The following is a 20090-nucleotide window of genomic DNA, read 5'->3' as shown; positions in this document are numbered from 1 at the left end:
TCAGGCAAAAACAAGGGCATACTCCGGCGTACGGCCCCCGCCGTCGCCTTCGGATGCCCTTGGGTGGGATCAGGACAGGGCCAGGAACAGCTTCTCCAGCCGCTCCGGCGTGATCGACGGCTCCTCGCCGCGCTCACGCGCCATCTGGCACTGCTGCAGGCCGGTTGAGATGATCTTGAATCCTGCCCTGTCCAGGGCCTTGGAGACCGCCGCGAGCTGGGTCAGCACCCGCTCGCAGTCGTCGCCGTTCTCGATCATGGCGATCACCCCGCCGAGCTGGCCGTGGGCCCGCTTGAGCCGGGTGAGCGCGTCGGCCAGGACGGCCGCGTCCATGTCCACTCGCTCCACCTCCACCGCCAATATACCCCCCGAGGTATTGTGCCGCGCACGCCCGGCCGCCGGCGGGACGGAGAGGGTCACAGGGTGGAGGTGAGCCCTTCGGCGATCCTCCTCAGCTCGGCGGTGACGGCATCGGCGTCGCCCAGCTCACCGGCGTACACCGGGCTGATCATGATCTCCGCCCACTGCCGCTCGCCCATCTTGAGGAACAGGGTCGGCGTGCCCTTCATGCCGTCCTCGCCGACGTCCTGGACGACCAGGTATCCGGTGCGGTCGCCGACGGTCACCTCCTCGCCCTCCCCCTCGTCGCGGTGGGCCGCGATGCGGTCGGCGACCTCCTCGACGGTCGCCTGCTCGTACATGTAGATCTGCACGCGGTAGAAGCCCGAGTCGTCGCCCTCGTAACCGTAGGCAGTCGAGTACTTGTCGCCGAAGTTCACCGACCAGCGGGACCAGATCAGCCGCTCGGGCAGGTACCCCACCTTGACGTGCCCGAACGCCTTGCCGTCGCCCAGGTCGCCGAGGGTCGGCGGTTCGGACGGCTGGGGCGGGACGTCGTCGATGGCGGGCGGCTCCGGCGTCGCGGAGATCGTGACCTCGCCGCCCGTCGTCGTGGCCGCGCCCATCCCCATGTACGCGACCGGCGCGGCCACGACGGCCACGGACGCCGACAACGCCGCGATCCGGCTCCGAGTCCTCCTGCGCCGGGACCCGCGCACCACCCGCTCCACCAGGTCGGGCGCGGCGTGCAGGCGCGCGGTCTCCTCCGTCATGAGCCGGAGGAGCTCCTCCTCAAGCGTGGGCATTCCTGATCACTCCTTCCACTGTCTCCCGTCCGAGGGCCGACCGAAGCTTGGCCATCGCCTTGGACGCCTGACTCTTGACCGTGCCGGTCGAGCAACCGAGGACCTCGGCGGTCTGCGCCTCGCTGAGGTCCTCCCAGTACCGCAGGACGATCACCGCCCGCTGCCGTGGCGGCAGGGCGCGCAACGCGTCCATGAGCACCTGGCGCAGGTCGGTGTCCGTCGCGCGATCCGGTGTGTCCGGCGGGCTGTGCATCGGGATGATCCGCAGGATCGCCCGGCGGCGGGCCCGGCTGATGGCGGCGTTGACGATGACCCGGCGCACGTACGGTTCGAGGCTGTCGTGGCGGACCCGGTCCCAGTTCCGGTAGGTGCGCTCCAGCGCGGTCTGCAGCAGGTCCTCGGCCTCGGCCTCGTCGCCGCAGGCGAGGTAGGCGACCCGCAGCAGGCTCGTGGCACGTGCGGCCACGAAGGCGCCGAAGTCGTGTTCCGAGGCGCTCATGGCTGTCTGTCCGAATTCACGCTTCCTTATACGCCTGGGCTTTCGCGGCGGTTGCCCACGGGGGCAGGTGAATGCGGCGGGCAACCGTTCGGGGGGCTCAGGCGTATGGAGGGGCATGACTTCGCATTCACGGGCAGGGACGGTGACGTTCCGCCGACTGATCATCTTGGGCGCCGGGCTGGCCGTGGGCGCCGCCCTGGGCGCGCCCGCGCCCGTCGTGGCGGCCCCGCCGGAGGGCGCCTACTGGCACGTCAAGGAACTGCTCACCATGCCGCAGCCCCGCCTGTTCGGCACCAGCTCCAACTCGTACTCGCTGGTCAAACGGCAGATCACCGAACGGTGGACCACCCCCGACGGCCGGGCCTGGTACGCCTACCGTGAACTCGGGACGACACCGGGCAGCGCGGCCGACAAGAAGGCGTGGCAGCGTGACGGCTCACCCAGCAGGTGGGGCAAGTCGATCGACGGGCAGACCGTGCGGTTGTCCACCGAGCCGACCAAGGGCCACCTGGGGAGCGTGCGCGAGCGCAACCAGTTCGAGCTGGCCGGGCAGTGGCTGACCTACGACGAGATCCAGCGCCTGCCCGCCGACCCCGCCCTGCTGAAGGACTGGCTCACCAGGGCGGGCCGGGTCGCCCAGATCCCCGGGACCGCCCTGCCCGGCTGGGTCGCCCAGACGTTGCCCCAGCTCCTGCACGTCCTGCCCGCGCCGAAGGAGGTGCGCAACGCCGCCTACCAGGGGATGCTCACCATGCCGGGTGTGCGCGCCGACGGCGTCGCCAAGGACGAGCTGGGCCGGTCGGGCGCCGCCGTCGTGATCGACACGGTGAACGGGACGGGCAAGGCGGCCGTGCCGGAGACCACCCGGCTGATCGTCGACACCGGCAGGATGGCCCTGCTGTCGGAGGAGCGGCGTGGCGGCAAGCAGCCGGGGAAGGCGTACGTCACGACCCTGGCCGAGGTCGGCTGGACCGACTTCCGGCCCGCCGTACCGGCCCTCCCCTGACCCTGCCCTGGCCCTGCCTGACCCTGCCCCGAGCCGGCGCGGGGGCCCGGCACGGGGACTCGGCTCGGAGCCCCGGCTCAGGGACTCGGCCCGGGGCCGGCCGTCAGTCGCGGACGACCTCCACCCAGTAGCGGCCCTCGCCGTCGCGGTGGGCGCCGTGGATGTCGGTGGCCAGGTCGGGGAAGGCCCGGTCGAAGTCCTCCAGGGCCCGCAGGTACCTCATCAGCGGCCCGTCGGCCTCGCCGGTCGCCTCGCCGGGCATCAGCATGGGGATCCCGGGCGGGGTGACCACCACGGTCGCCGCCACGACCCGCCCGGCGAGCCGGGCCAGCGGGACCCGCTCGGTACGGGAGCGGATCATGGCCTGGTAGACGTCGGCGGGCGTCGAGACCGGCACCGGCAGCGCGGTGAAGACCTGGTCGAGCAGCGCGCCCACCTCCGAGTCACGCAGCCTGGCGTGGACCTCGGCGCAGAACGCGCGCAACGACACCCCGGACGGCCCGAACCCGGGCAGCACGTCCGCCAGCGGTTTGTCGTCGTCGTAGGCGTTCTTGAAGTCGGTGAGCGCGTCGATCAACGTGCCCCACTTGCCCTTGGTGATCCCCATCGAGAACAGCACCAGCAGCGTGTGGTCGCCGGTCTTCTCCACCACGATGCCGCGCCGCTGGAGGTAGGCGGCCACGACCTTGGCCGGGATGCCCCACTCCAGGGTGCCCCTGGCCGCGTCGGCGCCGGGGCAGGTGATCGTCACCTTGACCGGGTCGAGCATGGCGTAGGAGTCGGTCATCCCGTCGAACCCGTGCCAGGCGGCCCCGGGCTCCAGCACCCAGCAGCGCGGCTCGGCGCACAGCAGCGCCGGGTCGGCGTCGGCGAACGGCACGGCCGTGCCGGTGCGCGGGTCGATCACCGACGACGGCTGCCAGAGGCCGAAGAACCACTCGGGCCGGCGGCCGTCCTCGCGGACGCGGGCGGCCAGCCGGGTCATCGCCTGCCGGAACCGGACCGCCTCGACGATCGCCTCCCCGGTCAGGAAGGCCCCCGACGGGCCGTCCATCATCGCCGCGGCCACGTCGAGCGAGGCGATCATCGGGTACAGCGGCGAGGTCGAGGCGTGCATGAGGTACGTCTCGTTGAACGCGTCGTAGTCGACCGGCGCCCGCGGCGAGGGCCGGACGTGCAACATCGCCGACTGGGAAAGTGCCGCCAGCAGCTTGTGCGTGGACTGCGTGGCGAACACCGTGGGACGCTCCGGGCCGGGCAGCGTGCGCTCGTCGACCGACATGGCGTACCGGCGGGCGTAGAGCGGGTTGAACCGGCCGTAGGCGAACCACGCCTCGTCGAAGTGCAGCCGCGGCACGCTGGCGCCCAGCAGCTCGGCGACCCGGACCGCGTCGTGGCAGACGCCGTCGTAGGTGGAGTTCGTGACGACCGCGTACGACGGGTCGCCCGCCGCGAGAGGATGGGCGGCCAGCCGCGCCCGGACGGCGGACGCCTCCAGCGCGGCGGCCGGGATCGGCCCGGCCAGCCCCAGCCCGTTGCGCTCGGGAACCAGGTAGACCGGCCGCGCGCCGCTGATCGCCAGCGCGTGCTGGATCGACTTGTGGCAGTTGCGGTCGACCAGGACGGTGTCGCCGCGGGCGATCGCGTGGTGCCCGACGATGCGGTTGGCGGTGGAGTTGCCGTTGACCACGAAGAACGTGCGCTCGGCGCCGAAGACGCGGGCGGCGTTGTGCTCGGCCTCGCCGATCGGCCCGGTGTGGTCGAGCGGCGACCCCAGCTCGGTGACGGAGATCGACAGGTCGGTGCGCAGCAGCCGCTCGCCGTAGAAGTCGAAGAACGCCCGGCCCACGGGCGACTTCAGGAACGCCACGCCGCCCGCGTGGGCCGGGGTGTGCCAGGAGTAGGGGTGGTGGTCCTCCAGGTGCAGCAGCGCGCGGAAGAACGGCGGCAGGATCTGCTCGGCGTACTGGTCGGCGGCGTGCGCGATGCGCCCGGCGATGAACTGCGGGGTGTCCTCCAGCGGGAAGACGTAGCCCTGGATGACCTCGTACACCCACAGGGGGAGCTCCTGGTCCTGGGTGATCAGGAAGACCGGCAGGCCGCGGAAGCGCCTGGCCACCGCGGTCAGCAGGTCGTCGGCGCCGGGGGCGTCCCAGGCCGCCAGGATCGCCGTGAGCGAGGCGTCGGACCCGACCACCGCCAGGGCGTCGGCCGTGCGGTGGGTCCAGCGCACCTGCAGCCCGAGCTCGCCCATCTCGGCACACACCCGGCGGATCTGCTCGGCGAGCGCCGAGTCGGCGTCGGGGTGTTCGGTGACGGCGGCCAGAACCGTTCGCTCCATGCGGCACTCCATGATCGATCAGGGGAGGACGACCTTCCCGGATCGTAACGCCAAGGAATGACAAAATCACGGTCAGTGACGAATCTCGCCGAGCGGGAAGGCCCGCTCTTCGCGCCGGCGGCGGCCGTCGCCGACCGGCAGGCGCACCTCCCGCACCCGGGCCGTCAGGGGCAGCCCGGCGGCCAGCTCGGCCTCCACGTGGTCGAGCAGCTCCGGCTCCTGCCGGTCGGCGACCGTGAGATGGGGGACGATCGAGGCGAACCGGCCTTCGTAAGGCGGGGCCTCGGGCCACCGGGCGGCGACCGCCTCCGTCAGCTCCCGGAACGGCCGCTCCGGGCCGGGCGCGGGGTAGAGCACGCCGGGGAACCTGCCGCATCCGGCGAACCGCACGTCGAACCCCGGCCGAGCGCCGTTCCGCCGGCTCGGTACGTGGTCGGTTCCGTGGGGGGCATGGTTCAGGTTCGCAGAGCGTCCGTGGCGCCGGCCATTGGATTACCGTCCGTCAGAGCAGGCGGCGCAGGTCGAGGGCGGCGGCGATGGCGTGGGCGCCCGCGTCGTCCGGGTGGAGGCCGTCCATGAAGACGTAGCCGGGTCTGGGCCGGTCCGGCGCGGCCGGGTCGGACATCGCGCGGTCGGCGTCCAGGACGACGTCATAGGCGCCGCTCGTCCGGATCCAGTGGTTGAGCGCCACCCGGGCCGCCTCGATCTCCTTCGTCCAGAACGGGAACAGCGCCCCTCGCAGCGGGATGACCGTGACGCCGACCGTCCTGATCCCGCGGGCGCGGGCGGCGGCGATGAGCCGCCGGTGGCCCGCGATGAGCTCCTCCACGCCCACCTTCGGATCGGGCTTGGCGCACGGGTCGTCGAGCCCCGGATAGGCCAGGTCGTTCGCGCCCAGGTGGACGACCACGGCCTTGACGCCCGGACGGTCCAGCACGTCACGTCCCAGACGGTCCAGGGCCCGGTCGCCGAAGCAGGGGGAGTCGTTCAGCAGCCTGCCGCCGGCGATCCCGGCGTTGACGACCGAGGCCGGGCTGCCCGCGGCGACGAGACGTTCGGCGAGCTGGTCGGTGAACCTGGTCTCGGCGCCCGGAGTGGAGCCGACGCCGTCGACGAGGGAGTCGCCGAAGACCACCACGGCGGGTGCGGCGGCGGCGACCTCCACCCCGGTCAGGTAGTACCAGGCGGCGGTGGACTCGGTGAACGCCCTGCCGCCCAGGTCCGACAGCCGGTCGCCGGCGGCCCGGTAGGAGGTCGCGGTGGTGAACCGGTGGAAGGTGGCCGGGCCGGTCGCCTCGGGCAGGCGCAGCGTCACGGCCAATCGTTCCAGCGGCGAGGTGGGCAGCGCGACCGGGTCGCTGACGGCCTGGCCGCCGGGCGGGATCTCGGTCCGCGTCCGGCCGCCGAAGCGCAGCGCGCGCGAGGTGCCCGGCCACACCGCCGCGGCGCCGGCCGACCTGCCGACCGTGGCGCCGGAGAGCTTGAGCGGCTTGGTGCCGTACCGGTTGGACAGGCGTACCCGCAGCTCGGGGGCCGCCGCCGTCACCCTGATCACCTGCCGGAGCGTGTGGTCGCCGAACCCGGACAGCGACCAGTTCGGGCCGGTGTCGGCGGTGCCCTTGGTGGGGCGCTGCATCGCGCTGCCCCAGGTCGCCGTCCAGCTCCCGGCGTCGGCGCGTGCTCCCGCCGCCGCCGCGGGCTGGGCCGCGGCGGTCAGGATCAGGCAAAAGGCGGCGGCGGGCGCCAGTGCCCGCCGCCATCCGGTCGATCTCATGTCGAACTCCCTGCGTGACGTCGATGGTCACGGGAGATCTTCTTGATCGGCGCCGGGGGCCGGGATCAGCCGAAAGTGTGATCCTCCGCGCCGTTCGGCCGATCGGCCGCGCCGGGACCGGGCAGCAGCTCGACGTCGCCCGCGTGCATCGGGGCGCCGCAGCGGGCGCAGCGCAGGTCCACCGCGCTGATCTCGCCGCAGGCGTGATGGCGGTAGAGCACGGGCGGCCCGGCCTCCCCGGCGAGCCATTTGTCCCCCCAGCCGGCCATGACCATGAGCAGGTCGACCAGCTCGGCGCCCTTGGCCGTCAGGTGGTACTCGTGACGCGGCCGCTGATCATAGGGACGGCGTTCGAGCACGCCCTGGTCGACGAGGTGGTTGAGCCGCTCGGTCAGCACCTTGCGGGAGATGCCCAGGTCGGCCTGGAGCTGGTCGAACCGTCGCACCCCGGCCCATACGTCCCGCAGGACCAGCGGCGACCACGGCTCCCCGATCACGTCGAGGGTGCGTGCGATGGAGCAGGCCATCTCCGCGAAGTTCGTGCGTTGCATGGCGGCAGTCTACCTCTTCGGGGTTCCCTGAGGGAACTTCAGGTGCTACGGTAATGGAGTCTCCTCAAGGAACTTCGTCAGACCGGAGAGAACCATGAAGCTCGACCCCGACGTGCGCGGCGTGCTCGACGGCACCCCCATCGCCCACCTCGCCACCCTCCTCCCCGACGGCGCCCCCCACTCCGTCCCCGTCTGGATCGGCACGCACGGCGACCACGTCGTGATCCTCACCGGCCCGCGCTCCCGCAAGGCCATCAACCTGCGGCGCGACCCCCGGGTAGCGCTCTCGCTGACCCCGGTGGGCAACCCGTTCCAGCCGGTGCTCATCAGGGGCCGGGTCGTGGAGTGGATCGAGGGCGAGGCGGGCTGGGAGATCGTCGACCGGATCGCGGAGAAGTACATCGGCGGGCCCTACTCGCGCGAGGAGGAGCGCGTGGTGCTGGTCATCGAGCCCGACCGGCAGAGCGCGGGCTGAGCCGCGCCGTCCCGGACGGCGTCTCCCGGCGGCGCCGGTGGTAGCAGACGGTGGCGGTGGCCAGCGCGGCGCCCCAGACCGGCCAGAAGCACTCCGGCAGCCAGGCGCCCCACTCCTCCAGGGTGAACCGGCCGGCCACGGTCCAGCGGATGTAGGTGAGCCCGGCCACCGTGACGATGATCGAGACGAACGCGGCCGGGACGACCGCCAGCAGCGGCGGCACCCGCCGGCCGCGCAACCCCGGGATCCAGCGCGGGAAGACCTCGCCCCACCGCTGGACCAGCCCGAGGGTGAGCACGCCGCCCAACGCCCCGAACGTCGCCAGGTACGCCCCCGCCAGCCACAGCCCGTCCTCGCCCTCGGCCAGGAACTCCGCGCTCACGCCGAGCGGGATGCCCAGCGCCCAGGCCCACCGGGTGGCGCAGTAGACCAGCGGCACCGCGACCGCCACGTACACCGCGATCCGGCCGCGCGCCGGGGTGAACCAGCTCGCCCGGCCACGTCCGTGCTCCCGGGCGGCGGCGGCCAGCAGCAGGCCGCCCAGCACGCACACGAGCTGGTTGAGCACCGGCCACGGCCAGGCGTCGGCGAACGTCGCGCCGCCCAGCCCCCAGCCGAAGACGGGGGCGACCAGCAGCAGCGGCGTGTAGGCGACGCCCATCATCAGCCGCGAGTCGGGCACCACCAGCACCAGCAGCGCCGCGACCGGCCACGCCACCAGAACGGCCACCCGTCCCAGCGGCCCGCCCGGCCGCCGTCCCCCGCCACGAGGGCTCGGCCCCGCTCCGGTCGGCGGACGTTCCCCGCCTCGGAGGTCCGCCCCCGCTCCGGCCGGTGGGCGGGCATCGCCGGGGCGGGTCAGGAGCAGCGCGGTCGCCGCCGTGAGGGCCGAGAACGCCGCGATCCACCAGCCGAAGGCCGGCGCGGTGCCGGCCAGGATCGACAGCGCGCCGTCGGGGTCGGGATCGTTCGATCCCCAGGGGTAACCGGGCGCCCCGAGCGCCCAGGCCGCGCCGAGCAGGCCGTAGGCGACCGCCCACAGCGCCGCCGCGTGTCCGTACCGGACGGAAGTGAAGATCGTCATGCCGACGAGCCTTCCAGCGCGGGCGCACGGCGGGCAGATGCCGTTCGGCACCTCCTGGAGGCCGCGGCGGTGCCGTTCGGCACGTGGGGCGGGCCGGCGGGGGCGCATATCGTTTCCCGGATGAACGTGTTGTGGATGGTCGCCGCCTCCGTGCCGGCGGCGGTCGCCGTCGCGGTGGCGGCCATCGGGTTGTTCCTGGCCGGGGGCAGGGCCAGGTGGCTGCCCGTGCTGACGCTGCCGGCCGCGGGCCTGTCCCTGGCGGTCACGGCCGGGTGGCCGGCCGCCGGAGGGCCGTCCACCCCGGCCGGCGGCGCGTTGGGCATGATCGAGAGCGTGGCGCTGGCGGTCACGACCGGCCTGGTCGTCCGGTACGCGCCCGTCCGCCGGGCCGCGCCGGCGGCGATCCTGGCGGGGCTCGCCGCGGCCACCTGGCTGCTGCGCGTCTTCGCGCCGGCCTCGCCGCTGGAGGCGCTGGGGGCGTGCGCGTTCTGGGGGACGGGCGTGCTGGCGGCCGCCGCCGTGGGCGGCTACCTGCGCCTGCTCGACGTACGGAAGGACCGGGCGGTGGCCGACACCCGGACGGTCCTGCGGCTGCGGCTGGCCGGAGACCTGCACGACTTCCTGGCCCACGACATCAGCGAGATGGTCGCGCACGCCCAGGCGGGCACCGTCGCGGGCGATCCGCTGCGGGCGCTGGAACGCGTCGAGGCGGCGGGCCTGCGGGCGCTGTCCACGCTCGACCGCACGCTCGACACGCTCCACCACGACCGGCCCCTGGGTCCCGTCGGCGACCTGGGCGGCATCGCCGAGGCCGCCGACCGCTTCTCCGCCGCCGGGCCGGCGCGGATCGGCGTGCGGATCGACCCCGTCGCGGCCGTCCCGGCGGAGACGGCGGCGCTGGCCTACCGGATCGTCATCGAAGGGCTGACCAACATCCGGCGGCACGCGCCGCGCGCCGGGCGCGTCGAGCTGTCCGTCACGACGCCGGGCGACGTCCTGGAGATCACCCTGACCAACGACGGGGTGACCGGCGCGGCCCGCCGCCGCCGCGGCGGATCGGGGCTGCCCGCGCTGGCCGCGCTCGTGGCGGAGCAGGGGGGCGAGCTGGCCGCGCGGGCCGTACCGGACGGGTGGTCGCTGACGGCGCGGCTGCCGCTGCGACAATCTCCTGGGTGAGCACCCGCATCCTCGTCGCCGATGACCAGGAGGGCATCCGCGACGCCTTCCGCCTGATCCTCGACGCCCAGCCCGACATGACCGTGGTGGCCGAGGCGGCCGACGGGCGCACCGCGATCGACACCGCCCTCGCCGTCCGGCCGGACGTCGTGCTCGCCGACATCCGCATGCCCGGCGCCGACGGCATCGAGGTGACCCGCGCCCTGTCCGGCACCGGCATCCAGGTCGTGGTCGTCACCACGTTCGGGCTGGAGGAGTACGTCCAGGCGGCCCTGCGGCACGGCGCGGCCGGTTTCGTGCTCAAACGCTCGGGCCCCGCGCTGCTCGTGGAGGCCGTCCGGGCGGCCATGAACGGCGACATGCTCATCAGCCCGCAGCTCACCGTCCGGCTGCTGCGCGGGAGCGGCCCGCGACGGGAGGTCTCGGACGTGGTGCTCACCGAGCGGGAGGACGAGATCGTGGTCCTGGTGGCTCAGGGGCGGACCAACGCCGAGATCGCCGCCGAGCTCTTCCTGTCGCCCGGGACGGTGAAGAACCACATCGCCGCGGTCCAGCGCAAGATCGGCGCCAGGAACCGGGTCATGATCGCGGCCTGGGCGTGGGCGACCGGCAGGGCCCAGCCGTGACGGGGAGTGCCCGTCCGTGCCGTGCCGCCGGTCAGGGGAGGTGGCGGGCCAGGTAGAGGGCCGTCTCGACGTTCACCGTCACGTGCGCGCCGAGCGTGTCGAGGAGCGTGCCGAACAGCCTCTCTCGCACGTCCTCGTCCAGGATGCGGTAGGACGACTGGGTGGACAGCAGGGTGACGTAGTCGGCCACCGGAAGCGTGCGTTCCGACCGGTAGAGCCGGGTGCCGAGGTCCCCGAACTCGGGCGGCAGCCCCATCTCCGCGGCCCACTCGCGGGCCCCGGCCTCCTCGCCGATCGGCCTGGCGATCGGGCCGGTGTTGGGCCTGATGTGCGGGGCGAACCTCTCGTGCGCGGCCAGCAGCCTCGCGGTCACCCCGTCGTCGGCGGGCCAGTCGATGTTCCAGAACAGGGCGAGCCCGCCGCCGGGGGCGAGCGCCGCGGCGGCGCGCTGCCAGCGCACCTCCTTGTCGACCCAGTGCCACGCCTGGGCGCAGTACAGCAGGCCGAAGGCCCGCTCCGGGACGTACTCCTCGAACGTGGAGACGGTGACCGTCACGTTCGGCAGCCCGGCGGACCGCCGGGCCAGCACGGCGGCCATGGCCGGATCGGGCTCGGTGGCCACGATGTCGACGCCGCTCGCCGCGAACAGCTCCGTGGCCTTCCCGGTGCCCGCGCCCACCTCCAGCGCCGGGGCCCCGGCGTAGGCCAGCACGTCGGCCGCCAGCTGCGCCGGGTAGCCGGGCCGGACCCTGTCGTACTCGTCGGCGACCTCGCCGAAGACCCTTCCTTGTATCCGTGGTGATGTCATGGAACCGATCCTGATTCATGATCGTCTGGGGCGGCAACCCCGGCGGCGCACATTGAGTACGCGCTACTCAGGCCCTACGGGCCCGGCGACCGCAGGCTTGGTCGCATGAAGACACACATCCTTCGCCCGGCGGCCGTCGTCGCCCCGCTCCTCGCCCTCGGCCTCGTCACCGCCCCGGCGCCCGCGTCGGCCTCGGCCGTGTGGGCCGCGTCCAACGTCCAGCTCGTGAACCGGCAGACCGGCAAGTGCCTGACCATCGCCGGGGGCGTCAGCACCGAGAACAACGTCCACGCCGTCCAGTACGACTGCGACAGCCATCCCTCCCGCCGCTGGGACGTCTGGGGCTACTCCAGCGCGGCCCTGCAGGTCAGGAACCGCCAGACCGGCAAGTGCCTGACCATCGCCGGGGGCGTCAGCACCGAGAACAACGTCGTCGCCCTCCAGTACACCTGCGACACCCACCCCTCGCGCTACTGGGCGCTCGGCAACCGCGTCGGCCAGTACGTCGAGTTCCGCAACGTCCAGACCGGCAAGTGCCTGACGATCGCCGGAGGGGTGAGCCCCGCCAACAACCTGGAGGCCGTCCAGTTCACCTGCGACGGCCACCCCTCCCGGTTCTGGGAGATCCGCGACTACTACGTGAGCTGACCCGGGCGGCCGCCCGCGCGGGGAGGCCGTCCCCTGGTGGCCGCCGGTCAGGCGGTGGACGTGCCCAGGAGGGGCAGCCAGACCTCGTCCACGATCTCGATGATCGACTCCTCGGGCACCCCGCGCATCGTCACCAGCATGTCGTGCCGCAGCAGGTCCAGCGGCAGGTTCACCACCCTGGACGAGCGCGGCACGCCGGGCAGCTCGCCGCGCTCGACCGCGCGGCCCACGATCGTCTCGAAGGCGGTCGCGTGGCCGGGCGGGAGCAGGGTGTCGCGCAGCTCGGTCAGGCTGGTGCCGCTGTCGCGGAAGTAGTCGGCGAGCTGCACGCTCATCAGCGTCAGCATGCCCGCGCGGTCGGCGCCGGCGTTGCGCAGGAACCCGATCGCGTCGTCGCGGAGGCTGCCGGTGTCGGGCACGTCGATCAGCCGCCAGAACTTGGCGAGGGTGGCCAGCAGCAGGTCGTCGCGCCGCGGCCAGCGCCGGTAGAGCACCGGGCGGCTGGTGCCGGCGCGGGCGGCGACGGCTTCGTAGGTGAAGCCGTGGTAGCCGTGCTCGACCAGCACGTCCCAGGCGGCGTCGAGGATCGCGTCCGCCAGCGCGGAGCCGCGCCGGCGGGAGGCGCCGCCGGGGGCACGGTGCTTGAGATTCACTTGCGTATCTTATCGCGGGACTCTACGGTGACCTGAATTAGATACAGCCCTGTACTTTAAGGAACGTCACATGATGTTCGACGTCATCGTCGTCGGCGGCGGCCCGGCCGGCCTCTTCCTCGCCTGCGAGCTGCGCCTGGCGGGCGCCCGGCCGCTGGTCCTGGAACGGCGTCCGGAGCCGGACCTGTCGGACAAGGCCCACGGCCTGGCCGGTCAGGTCGTCCGGCTCCTGGACCACCGCGGCCTGTACGAACGCTGCGGCGGCCGGGGCGTCCCGGCGCCCGCGCCGGGCTTCTTCTTCGGCGGGATGCCGTTGCCGCTGCACGAGCTCGGCGCGGAGAACCCGATGCACCTCCTGCCCTGCGACCAGCGCGACCTCGAACGGGTGCTCGGCGAGCGCGCGGCCGAACTCGGCGCGGACGTGCGGCGCGGCTGGGAGGTGCTCTCCCTCGCCCAGGACGACGACCGGGTCGAGGTCGTGACCCGCGGCCCCGGCGGCGTCGCGACGACCCTCACGGCCCGCTACCTGGTCGGCTGCGACGGCGGCCACAGCATGGTCAGGAAGGCGGCGGGCATCGCCTTCCCCGGCGTCAGCGACGACCACGTCGTCGACCGCTCGGCCCTCGTCGGGCCGGGCGAGCACTTCCGGATGCTGCCCGGAGGGCGCGTCCTGATCGACGGCCTCGGCGAGATCCCCGCGCACTTCCACCGCACCGATCGCGGCGTCTTCACCCTCCTGGCCCACGACCCGCGGCGGCCGCTGATCAACACGGCCGAGTGGGAGGACCACCCGGCGGGCAGTTTCCCGGGGCCGGGCGCGCCGATGACGCTGGCCGAGATGGAGAAGAGCGTCGAACGCGTCCTCGGCGTGCGCCTGCCCCTGAGCCCGCCGCCCGAGGGCGCACCGTCGATGCTGCGCCGCCTGTGCGGGCGCAACACCCGGCTCGCCGACCGCTACCGCGCCGGACGGGTCTTCATCGCCGGCGACGCCGCCCAGGTCAGCCACGGGCCCACCCTGAACCTGGCGCTCCAGGACGCCGCCAACCTGGCCTGGAAGCTCGCCGCCGCGCTGCGCGGACAGGCCCCCGAAGGGCTCCTGGACAGCTACGAGGCCGAGCGCCGCGCGTGCGCCGAGCGCGTGGTCACCCACACCCTGGCCGCGACCGCCCTGCTGGCGCCCGGGGCCGAGGTCACGGCGCTGCGCCGGCTGTTCGGCGAGCTCCTGGGCCGTACGGAGAACCTGCGCCTGGTCGCCGACCTGATGGCGGGCAGCGACGTCCGGTACGACATGGGGGAGGAGCGGCCCGCCGCGCCCACCGGGTGGTTCGCGCCGTCCCTCGCCCTGACCGCCGGCGACGGGCGGCCGGGGCGCCTGGCCGAGCTGCTGCGTGACGCCCGCCCCCTGTTCCTGGACCTGACCGGACGCGACGCCCTCGCCGCCACCGCCGCGCCCTGGCTCGACCGGGTGCGCCACGTGGCCGCGACCGCCGCCGGCGCTCCCGCCCCTGCGCTGCTCGTCCGGCCGGACGGTTACGTCGCCTGGGCGGGCGCTGACCCCGACGGCCTGGAGGCGGCCCTCACCCGCTGGTTCGGGGATCGTCCTCGACGGGCCGCGACCCCCGCCTGACGAGGTCACTCCGGGCTGGTGATCCGCGCCAGGACGATGCCGCCGACGATCAGCGCCAGCGCGGCCATCCGCCCGATCGACATCGGGTCCTTGTGGACGACGACGCCCAGCGCGATCGCGCCGACCGCCCCGATGCCGGTGAAGACCGCGTACGCGGTGCCGACCGGCAGGGTCTTCATCGAGTACGACAGCAGCCAGACCGCCGCCACCATGAGGACGAAGCAGAGCAGGGTGGGCAGCGGCCTGGTGAACCCCTGGGTGGGCTTGATGCTCTGCGCCCAGGCGATCTCGACCAGCCCGGCCAGCCCGAGGACGAGCCAGCTCATCGTCAGAACTCCTTGCCCAGGTCGCGGGCGCCGCGCAGCGCGGCGGCGTACAGCTCGTCGTGCCGGGAGCGCAGGTGGGCCAGGTCGGGGTCGACGCGGGAGTTGGCCAGCTCGGCGGTGACCACGGTGGTGTCCTCGACGGCGAAGTGGCCGGCGAAGAAGTCCCGCAGGTAGCGCTCCTGGTAGTCGAACTTGGCCTTGGGGGCGCCGGGCGAGTAGGCCCCGCCGCGCGCCGTGGTGACCACGAAACGCCGCCCGGCGAGGGACATCTTGGGGAAGGTCACCTGGTCGAGCCACGCCTTCAGCGCCGACGGGATCGAGTAGTTGTACATCGGGGTGGCGATCAGCACCACGTCCGCGGCCACCAGTTCGGCCAGCAGCGGCTCGATGACCGCCCAGGCCGCGGCCTGCTCCGGGGTGCGGGCGGCCTCGTGGTAGCGGCCGATGTCGGTGATCCGGTTGGCCATGACGTAGTCGCACAGCTCCGTCCAGGCCTCCCCGATGTGCGGCACGGGCTCGGCCGCCAGGTCGCGGTGGACGTAGGTGCCCTCGGGGTGGGCGGACCGCCACGCCTCGGCGAAGGCGTCGCCGAGCTCGCGGCTGATCGAGCGGCGTCGGGCGCTGGCGTCCAGGTGGAGCAGAACGGTCATGAGGGGCTCCTCGAAATAAGTGGACATTGCGTCCGCTTTGGGGGTCGGCATGACCGTAGCAACTAAGCGGGCACGTTGTCCACTTATCGTGGTGTGGGTTAGAGTCGCCGCCATGGAGTCCCGTACCGAGTTGCTGACCGGACGTCCCGTGGAGGAGGCGGGCCGCCCGCGCGAGCGCGCCGACGCCGCACGTAACCGCGCCAAGGTGCTCGCCGCGGCGGCCGAGCTGTTCGCCGCCCGAGACCCGCGCGGCGTGACAATGGACGACATCGCCAAGGCCGCCGGCGTGGGCCGGGGCACGCTCTACCGCCGCTACCCCGACACCGTCTCGATCGCGCAGGCCCTGCTCGACGAGCACGAGCGCGTGTTGCAGGAACGCCTCCTGCGCGGCGACCCGCCGCTCGGCCCCGGCGCGCCTCCCGCCGACCGGCTCGCCGCCTTCTACGCCGCGATGGTCGAGCTGCTGGACGAGCACATCTCGCTCGTCCTGGGCGCCGAGCAGGGCGCGGCGCGGTACGCCACCGGCGCCTACGGGTTCTGGCGGGCGCACGTACGGGTGCTGCTGGCCGAGGCGGCGATCCCGGAGCCCGACGCGCTGGCCGACATCCTCCTCGCCCCGCTGGGGCCCGACGTCTATGCCGAGCAGCGCAGGCGGGGGCTCACCCCGGAACAGATCACCGCCGCCCTGACCCGCCTGGCCCACGGCATCGTCGAACGCGCCGGCTAGCCCGTCCCGGGCCGGCGCCTTCCTCTTCGCAACACGACATGTTGGGTGTGACTTTTTGATCCGCCCTATATATGGTGTCTCCCGCAGCCGGTTCGGCCCGCCCAGCCAGGGTGGCCGAGGCAAGAGGGAACCTGGTGGAAATCCGGGACTGCCCCGCAGCGGTGAGTGGGAACGACCGCCGTCAGACGCACTGGGCCATGGGCCCGGGAAGCGACGGCCAGTAGGCAGCGACAGCATGCCCACGAGTCCGAAGACCTGCCGGCGCGCCGCGCACGATCATGCGTGCGTGGCTGCTCCGAGGCCGCGCGGGACGGCGGACGGTACCGGCGAGAGGGCTGTGGCGCCTCGCCGTCTGCCTCCTGCGCGTGTTCTCGGCACCTGACCGAGTTCACGAGGGGAGAGCGAAGTGACGGTCACAGGGGACCCGATGACGGACCTGGCCGAGGCGGCGGGGGCGGACGACGGGAGGCCCGCGCCGCGGCGCGTCCAGATGCAGGTGCGCAAGCGCAACGGCACCGCCGAGCCGGTCGACGTCAACAAGATCGTACGCGCGGTGGAGCACTGGGCGACCGATCTGACGGACATCGACCCGATGCGGGTGGCCACCAAGACGATCAGCGGGCTCTACGACGGGGCCACCACCGCCGAGCTGGACCGGCTGTCCATCCAGACGGCCGCCGAGATGATCGGCGAGGAGCCGCAGTACTCGCGCCTGGCCGCGCGGCTGCTGTCGGGCTACATCGACAAGGAGGTCCGCGGGCAGGGCGTGGCCTCCTTCAGCCAGGCGATCCGGCTGGGCCACGCCGAGGGGCTCGTCGGCGACGAGACCGCCGAGTTCGTCAACGCCAACGCCCGCAAGCTCGACGACGCCATCGACGTCACCGCCGACCTGCGGTTCGAGTACTTCGGGCTGCGCACGGTCTACGACCGCTACCTGCTGCGCCACCCGTCCACCCGGCTGGTGGTGGAGACGCCGCAGTACTGGCTGCTGCGCGTGGCCTGCGGGCTGGCCGAGACGCCCGCCGAGGCCGTCGGGTTCTACCGGCTCATGTCGTCGCTGGCCTACCTGCCCAGCTCGCCGACGCTGTTCAACTCCGGCACCCGGCACACCCAGATGTCCTCCTGCTACCTGGTCGACTCCCCCCGGGACGAGATCGGCTCCATCTACGACCGCTACGCCCAGGTGGCGCAGCTGTCGAAGTTCGCCGGCGGGATCGGCATCTCCTGGTCGCGGGTGCGCTCGCGCGGCGCGCTGATCCGCGGCACGAACGGGCACTCCAACGGCATCGTCCCGTGGCTGCGCACGCTCGACGCGTCCGTGGCCGCCGTCAACCAGGGCGGCCGCCGCAAGGGCGCGGCCTGCGTCTACCTGGAGCCCTGGCATCCGGACGTCGAGGAGTTCCTGGAGCTGCGCGACAACACCGGCGAGGACGCCCGCCGCACCCACAACCTCAACCTGGCCAACTGGATCCCCGACGAGTTCATGCGCCGCGTCGAGGCCGACGAGCCGTGGTCGTTGTTCGACCCCGACGAGGTCCCGGAGCTGCCCGACCTGTGGGGGGAGGCGTTCGAGGACGCCTACCGCGCCGCCGAGCGCGCCGGGCGGTACGTCCGGCAGATCAAGGCCCGCGACCTGTACGCCAAGATGATGCGCACCCTCGCCCAGACCGGCAACGGCTGGATGACCTTCAAGGACGCCGCCAACCGCCTGTGCAACCAGGCCGCCGAGCCCGGCAACGTGGTGCACCTGTCCAACCTGTGCACCGAGATCATCGAGGTGTCCAGCGACGCCGAGACCGCGGTCTGCAACCTGGGCTCGGTCAACCTCGCCGCCCACCTGACCGGCGACGGCATCGACTGGGAGCGGCTGCGCGCCACCGTCCGCACGGCGGTCACGTTCCTCGACCGCGTGATCGACATCAACTACTACCCGAGCGAGCAGGCCGCGGCCAGCAACCCGCGCTGGCGTCCGGTCGGCCTGGGCGTGATGGGCCTTCAGGACGTCTTCTTCGCCCTGCGGCTGCCGTTCGACTCGGCCGAGGCCAAGGAGCTGTCCACCCGGCTCGCCGAGGAGATCTACCTGTCGGCGCTGGAGACCTCCGCCGGCCTGGCCGAGCGCTTCGGCGCCCACCCGGCCTACGACCAGACGTGGGCGGCACGCGGCAGGCTCCAGCACGACCTGTGGGGGGAGAGCGGCACCCAGGCCGAGCGCTGGGACGCGGTGCGCGCGCGGATCGCCGCCCACGGCCTGCGCAACTCGCTGCTGATCGCGATCGCGCCGACCGCCACCATCGCCTCGATCGTCGGCTGCTACGAGTGCGTCGAGCCGCAGGTGTCCAACCTGTTCAAGCGCGAGACGCTGAGCGGCGAGTTCCTCCAGATCAACAACGCGCTGGTGGCCGAGCTCAAGTCGCGCGGGCTGTGGAACGAGCGCGTCAGGGCCGCCATCAAGCAGGCCGAGGGGTCGGTGCAGGGCATCGCCGAGCTGCCGGAGGACGTGCGCCGGCTGTTCCGCACCGCCTGGGAGCTGCCCCAGCGCGCGCTGATCGACATGGCCGCCGCGCGCTCGCCGTACATCGACCAGAGCCAGTCGCTCAACCTGTTCCTGAGCGCCCCGACGATCGACAAGCTCTCCTCGATGTACCTGTACGCCTGGAAGTCCGGCCTGAAGACCACCTACTACCTGCGCTCGCGCCCGGCCACCCGGATCCAGCAGGCCACCGTGCCCCTCGCGCCCCCCGCGCCCCTCATGAACAAGTCCGAGGAGGCCCTGGTCTGCTCCCTGGAGAACCCCGAGTCGTGCGAAGCCTGCCAGTGACCCCCGAGGAGAACGTGATGTTGCTCGACCCGGGCATGAGCCTGACCCTGCGGCCCATGCGCTACCCCCTCTTCTTCGACCGCTACCGCGACGCGATCAAGAACACCTGGACCGTCGAGGAGGTGGACCTGCACTCCGACCTGAAGGACCTGGCCAGGTTGTCGGCGGCCGAGCGCCACCTGGTCAGCCGGCTGGTCGCCTTCTTCGCCACCGGCGACACGATCGTGGCCAACAACCTGGTGCTCAACCTCTACCAGCACGTCAACGCGCCCGAGGCGCGCCTCTACCTGAGCAGGCAGCTGTTCGAGGAGGCGGTGCACGTCCAGTTCTACCTGAACCTGCTGGACACCTACGTGCCGGACGAGGAGGAGCGGTTCGCGGCGTTCGCGGCGGTGGAGAACATCCCGTCCATCCGGCGCAAGGCCGAGTTCTGCTTCCGCTGGATCGACTCCATCGGCAGCCTCCAGCGGCTGGAGACGCGCGACGACCGGCGGGCGTTCCTGCTCAACCTGATCTGCTTCGCCGCCTGCATCGAGGGCCTGTTCTTCTACGGCGCCTTCGCCTACGTCTACTTCCTGCGCTCGCGCGGCCTGCTGAACGGGCTGGCCTCGGGCACCAACTGGGTGTTCCGCGACGAGTCCATGCACATGGCCTTCGCCTTCGACGTGGTCGACGTCGTACGGCAGGAGGAGCCGGACCTCTTCGACGAGGAGATGGCCCGTCAGGTCAGGGAGATGCTGGCCGAGGCGGTGGAGTGCGAGGCCCAGTTCGCCGAGGACCTGCTCGGGCAGGGCGTGCCGGGCATGTCGACCGCTGACATGCGGTCCTACCTGGAGCACGTGGCCGACCGGCGGCTGGGCCAGCTCGGCATCGAGCCGCTGTACGGGTCGAAGAACCCGTTCGCGTTCATGGAGCTGCAGGACGTGCAGGAGCTGTCGAACTTCTTCGAGCGGCGGGTGTCGGCGTACCAGGTGGGGGTGACCGGCTCGGTCAGCTTCGACGCCGACTTCTGACGGCTCCACGTGGTGCGCAGGCCCGGCGGGGGTTCACCCCCGCCGGGGGGGGGGGGCCGGCGGGGGGGGGGGGGGGGCCGCCGGACGGGGGGGGGGGCCCGGGGGGGGGGGGCGGGGCGGGGGGGGGGGGGGGGGGCGCCCCC

General features: G+C 72.9%; 21 protein-coding genes and 1 riboswitch. Of the genes, 9 read left to right on the top strand and 12 right to left on the bottom strand.

Annotated features, from left to right (window positions below; translation table 11 throughout):
* Positions 1-69 precede the first annotated feature (69 nt).
* From AB0J97_RS47285 to AB0J97_RS47275, 3 genes are all read right to left on the bottom strand, one after another.
* The gene (locus AB0J97_RS47285) at positions 70-339 is read right to left on the bottom strand and encodes a metal-sensitive transcriptional regulator (protein ID WP_357708511.1); all 270 of its coding nucleotides are present in this window, start codon (positions 337-339) and stop codon (positions 70-72) included.
* Between the two features lie 77 nt (positions 340-416).
* Positions 417-1145 carry a hypothetical protein gene (locus AB0J97_RS47280; protein ID WP_364102695.1) on the bottom strand — a complete coding sequence of 243 codons (729 nt, stop codon included), beginning with the start codon at positions 1143-1145 and terminating at the stop codon, positions 417-419.
* A complete protein-coding gene (locus tag AB0J97_RS47275; RefSeq protein ID WP_357708456.1) occupies positions 1132-1644 on the bottom strand; it encodes a SigE family RNA polymerase sigma factor in 513 nt (170 codons plus the stop codon). The genes AB0J97_RS47280 and AB0J97_RS47275 overlap by 14 nt, the downstream gene beginning before the upstream one ends.
* Before the next feature lie 115 nt (positions 1645-1759).
* Here AB0J97_RS47275 and AB0J97_RS47270 point away from each other — a divergent pair, with 115 nt between their 5' ends.
* Entirely contained in the window at positions 1760-2650 is an 891-nt protein-coding gene (locus tag AB0J97_RS47270; protein ID WP_364102692.1) for a hypothetical protein, read from the top strand.
* 103 nt (positions 2651-2753) lie between these two features.
* Here AB0J97_RS47270 and AB0J97_RS47265 read toward each other — a convergent pair whose 3' ends face one another.
* The 4 genes from AB0J97_RS47265 to AB0J97_RS47250 all read right to left on the bottom strand — a co-directional run bounded on the left by AB0J97_RS47265 (position 2754) and on the right by AB0J97_RS47250 (position 7316).
* Positions 2754-4991: an Orn/Lys/Arg decarboxylase N-terminal domain-containing protein gene (locus AB0J97_RS47265; protein WP_364102689.1), complete on the bottom strand. Its 2238-nt coding sequence runs from the start codon at positions 4989-4991 to the stop codon at positions 2754-2756.
* Between the two features lie 72 nt (positions 4992-5063).
* Positions 5064-5450 carry a 2'-5' RNA ligase family protein gene (locus AB0J97_RS47260; protein ID WP_364102741.1) on the bottom strand — a complete coding sequence of 129 codons (387 nt, stop codon included), beginning with the start codon at positions 5448-5450 and terminating at the stop codon, positions 5064-5066.
* Between the two features lie 43 nt (positions 5451-5493).
* Entirely contained in the window at positions 5494-6765 is a 1272-nt protein-coding gene (locus AB0J97_RS47255) for a GDSL-type esterase/lipase family protein (RefSeq protein ID WP_364102686.1), read from the bottom strand.
* 65 nt (positions 6766-6830) lie between these two features.
* Positions 6831-7316: a helix-turn-helix domain-containing protein gene (locus AB0J97_RS47250; protein WP_364102683.1), complete on the bottom strand. Its 486-nt coding sequence runs from the start codon at positions 7314-7316 to the stop codon at positions 6831-6833.
* A 94-nt stretch (positions 7317-7410) separates the two neighbouring features.
* On the opposite strand from AB0J97_RS47250, the gene AB0J97_RS47245 reads away from it, so the two are divergent.
* Entirely contained in the window at positions 7411-7791 is a 381-nt protein-coding gene (locus tag AB0J97_RS47245; protein WP_364102680.1) for a PPOX class F420-dependent oxidoreductase, read from the top strand.
* On the opposite strand, the gene AB0J97_RS47240 is transcribed toward AB0J97_RS47245, so the two are convergent.
* Complete coding sequence (locus AB0J97_RS47240; protein WP_364102677.1) at positions 7760-8875, bottom strand: hypothetical protein; 1116 nt, start codon at positions 8873-8875, stop codon at positions 7760-7762. The genes AB0J97_RS47245 and AB0J97_RS47240 overlap by 32 nt on opposite strands.
* A gap of 120 nt (positions 8876-8995) precedes the next feature.
* Between AB0J97_RS47240 and AB0J97_RS47235 the strand changes: the two genes are divergently transcribed.
* Positions 8996-10051: a hypothetical protein gene (locus tag AB0J97_RS47235; protein WP_364102674.1), complete on the top strand. Its 1056-nt coding sequence runs from the start codon at positions 8996-8998 to the stop codon at positions 10049-10051.
* Positions 10048-10677 carry a response regulator transcription factor gene (locus AB0J97_RS47230; protein ID WP_357708442.1) on the top strand — a complete coding sequence of 210 codons (630 nt, stop codon included), beginning with the start codon at positions 10048-10050 and terminating at the stop codon, positions 10675-10677. The genes AB0J97_RS47235 and AB0J97_RS47230 overlap by 4 nt, the downstream gene beginning before the upstream one ends.
* Before the next feature lie 31 nt (positions 10678-10708).
* Here the strand turns inward: AB0J97_RS47230 and AB0J97_RS47225 are convergent, their stop codons facing one another.
* Positions 10709-11485 (bottom strand): methyltransferase domain-containing protein, encoded by a 777-nt coding sequence (locus tag AB0J97_RS47225; protein ID WP_364102671.1) that lies wholly within the window; start codon positions 11483-11485, stop codon positions 10709-10711.
* A 105-nt stretch (positions 11486-11590) separates the two neighbouring features.
* On the opposite strand from AB0J97_RS47225, the gene AB0J97_RS47220 reads away from it, so the two are divergent.
* Complete coding sequence (locus AB0J97_RS47220; protein WP_364102668.1) at positions 11591-12133, top strand: RICIN domain-containing protein; 543 nt, start codon at positions 11591-11593, stop codon at positions 12131-12133.
* A 47-nt stretch (positions 12134-12180) separates the two neighbouring features.
* Here the strand turns inward: AB0J97_RS47220 and AB0J97_RS47215 are convergent, their stop codons facing one another.
* Entirely contained in the window at positions 12181-12786 is a 606-nt protein-coding gene (locus AB0J97_RS47215) for a TetR/AcrR family transcriptional regulator (RefSeq protein WP_364102665.1), read from the bottom strand.
* A gap of 70 nt (positions 12787-12856) precedes the next feature.
* Between AB0J97_RS47215 and AB0J97_RS47210 the strand changes: the two genes are divergently transcribed.
* Positions 12857-14413, top strand: coding sequence for an FAD-dependent monooxygenase (locus AB0J97_RS47210; protein ID WP_364102662.1), 1557 nt, complete (start codon positions 12857-12859; stop codon positions 14411-14413).
* Positions 14414-14418: 5 nt separating this feature from the next.
* Here the strand turns inward: AB0J97_RS47210 and AB0J97_RS47205 are convergent, their stop codons facing one another.
* Positions 14419-14739: a multidrug efflux SMR transporter gene (locus tag AB0J97_RS47205; protein ID WP_364102659.1), complete on the bottom strand. Its 321-nt coding sequence runs from the start codon at positions 14737-14739 to the stop codon at positions 14419-14421.
* Positions 14740-14741: 2 nt separating this feature from the next.
* Positions 14742-15389 carry an NAD(P)H-dependent oxidoreductase gene (locus AB0J97_RS47200; protein ID WP_364102656.1) on the bottom strand — a complete coding sequence of 216 codons (648 nt, stop codon included), beginning with the start codon at positions 15387-15389 and terminating at the stop codon, positions 14742-14744.
* A 112-nt stretch (positions 15390-15501) separates the two neighbouring features.
* Between AB0J97_RS47200 and AB0J97_RS47195 the strand changes: the two genes are divergently transcribed.
* The 3 genes from AB0J97_RS47195 to AB0J97_RS47185 all read left to right on the top strand — a co-directional run bounded on the left by AB0J97_RS47195 (position 15502) and on the right by AB0J97_RS47185 (position 19947).
* The gene (locus AB0J97_RS47195) at positions 15502-16116 is read left to right on the top strand and encodes a helix-turn-helix domain-containing protein (protein ID WP_364102653.1); all 615 of its coding nucleotides are present in this window, start codon (positions 15502-15504) and stop codon (positions 16114-16116) included.
* A 71-nt stretch (positions 16117-16187) separates the two neighbouring features.
* A riboswitch (cobalamin riboswitch) is annotated at positions 16188-16394 on the top strand.
* 128 nt (positions 16395-16522) lie between these two features.
* Complete coding sequence (locus tag AB0J97_RS47190) at positions 16523-18934, top strand: ribonucleoside-diphosphate reductase subunit alpha (RefSeq protein ID WP_364102650.1); 2412 nt, start codon at positions 16523-16525, stop codon at positions 18932-18934.
* Complete coding sequence (locus tag AB0J97_RS47185) at positions 18916-19947, top strand: ribonucleotide-diphosphate reductase subunit beta (protein ID WP_364102647.1); 1032 nt, start codon at positions 18916-18918, stop codon at positions 19945-19947. The genes AB0J97_RS47190 and AB0J97_RS47185 overlap by 19 nt, the downstream gene beginning before the upstream one ends.
* Positions 19948-20090: the final 143 nt, after the last annotated feature.

The organism is Nonomuraea sp. NPDC049607 (assembly GCF_040675375.1).
Classification (GTDB): domain Bacteria; phylum Actinomycetota; class Actinomycetes; order Streptosporangiales; family Streptosporangiaceae; genus Nonomuraea.
The sequence above is the reverse complement of the archived record's forward strand: the minus strand, read 5'-3'. Positions and strand labels throughout refer to the sequence as shown.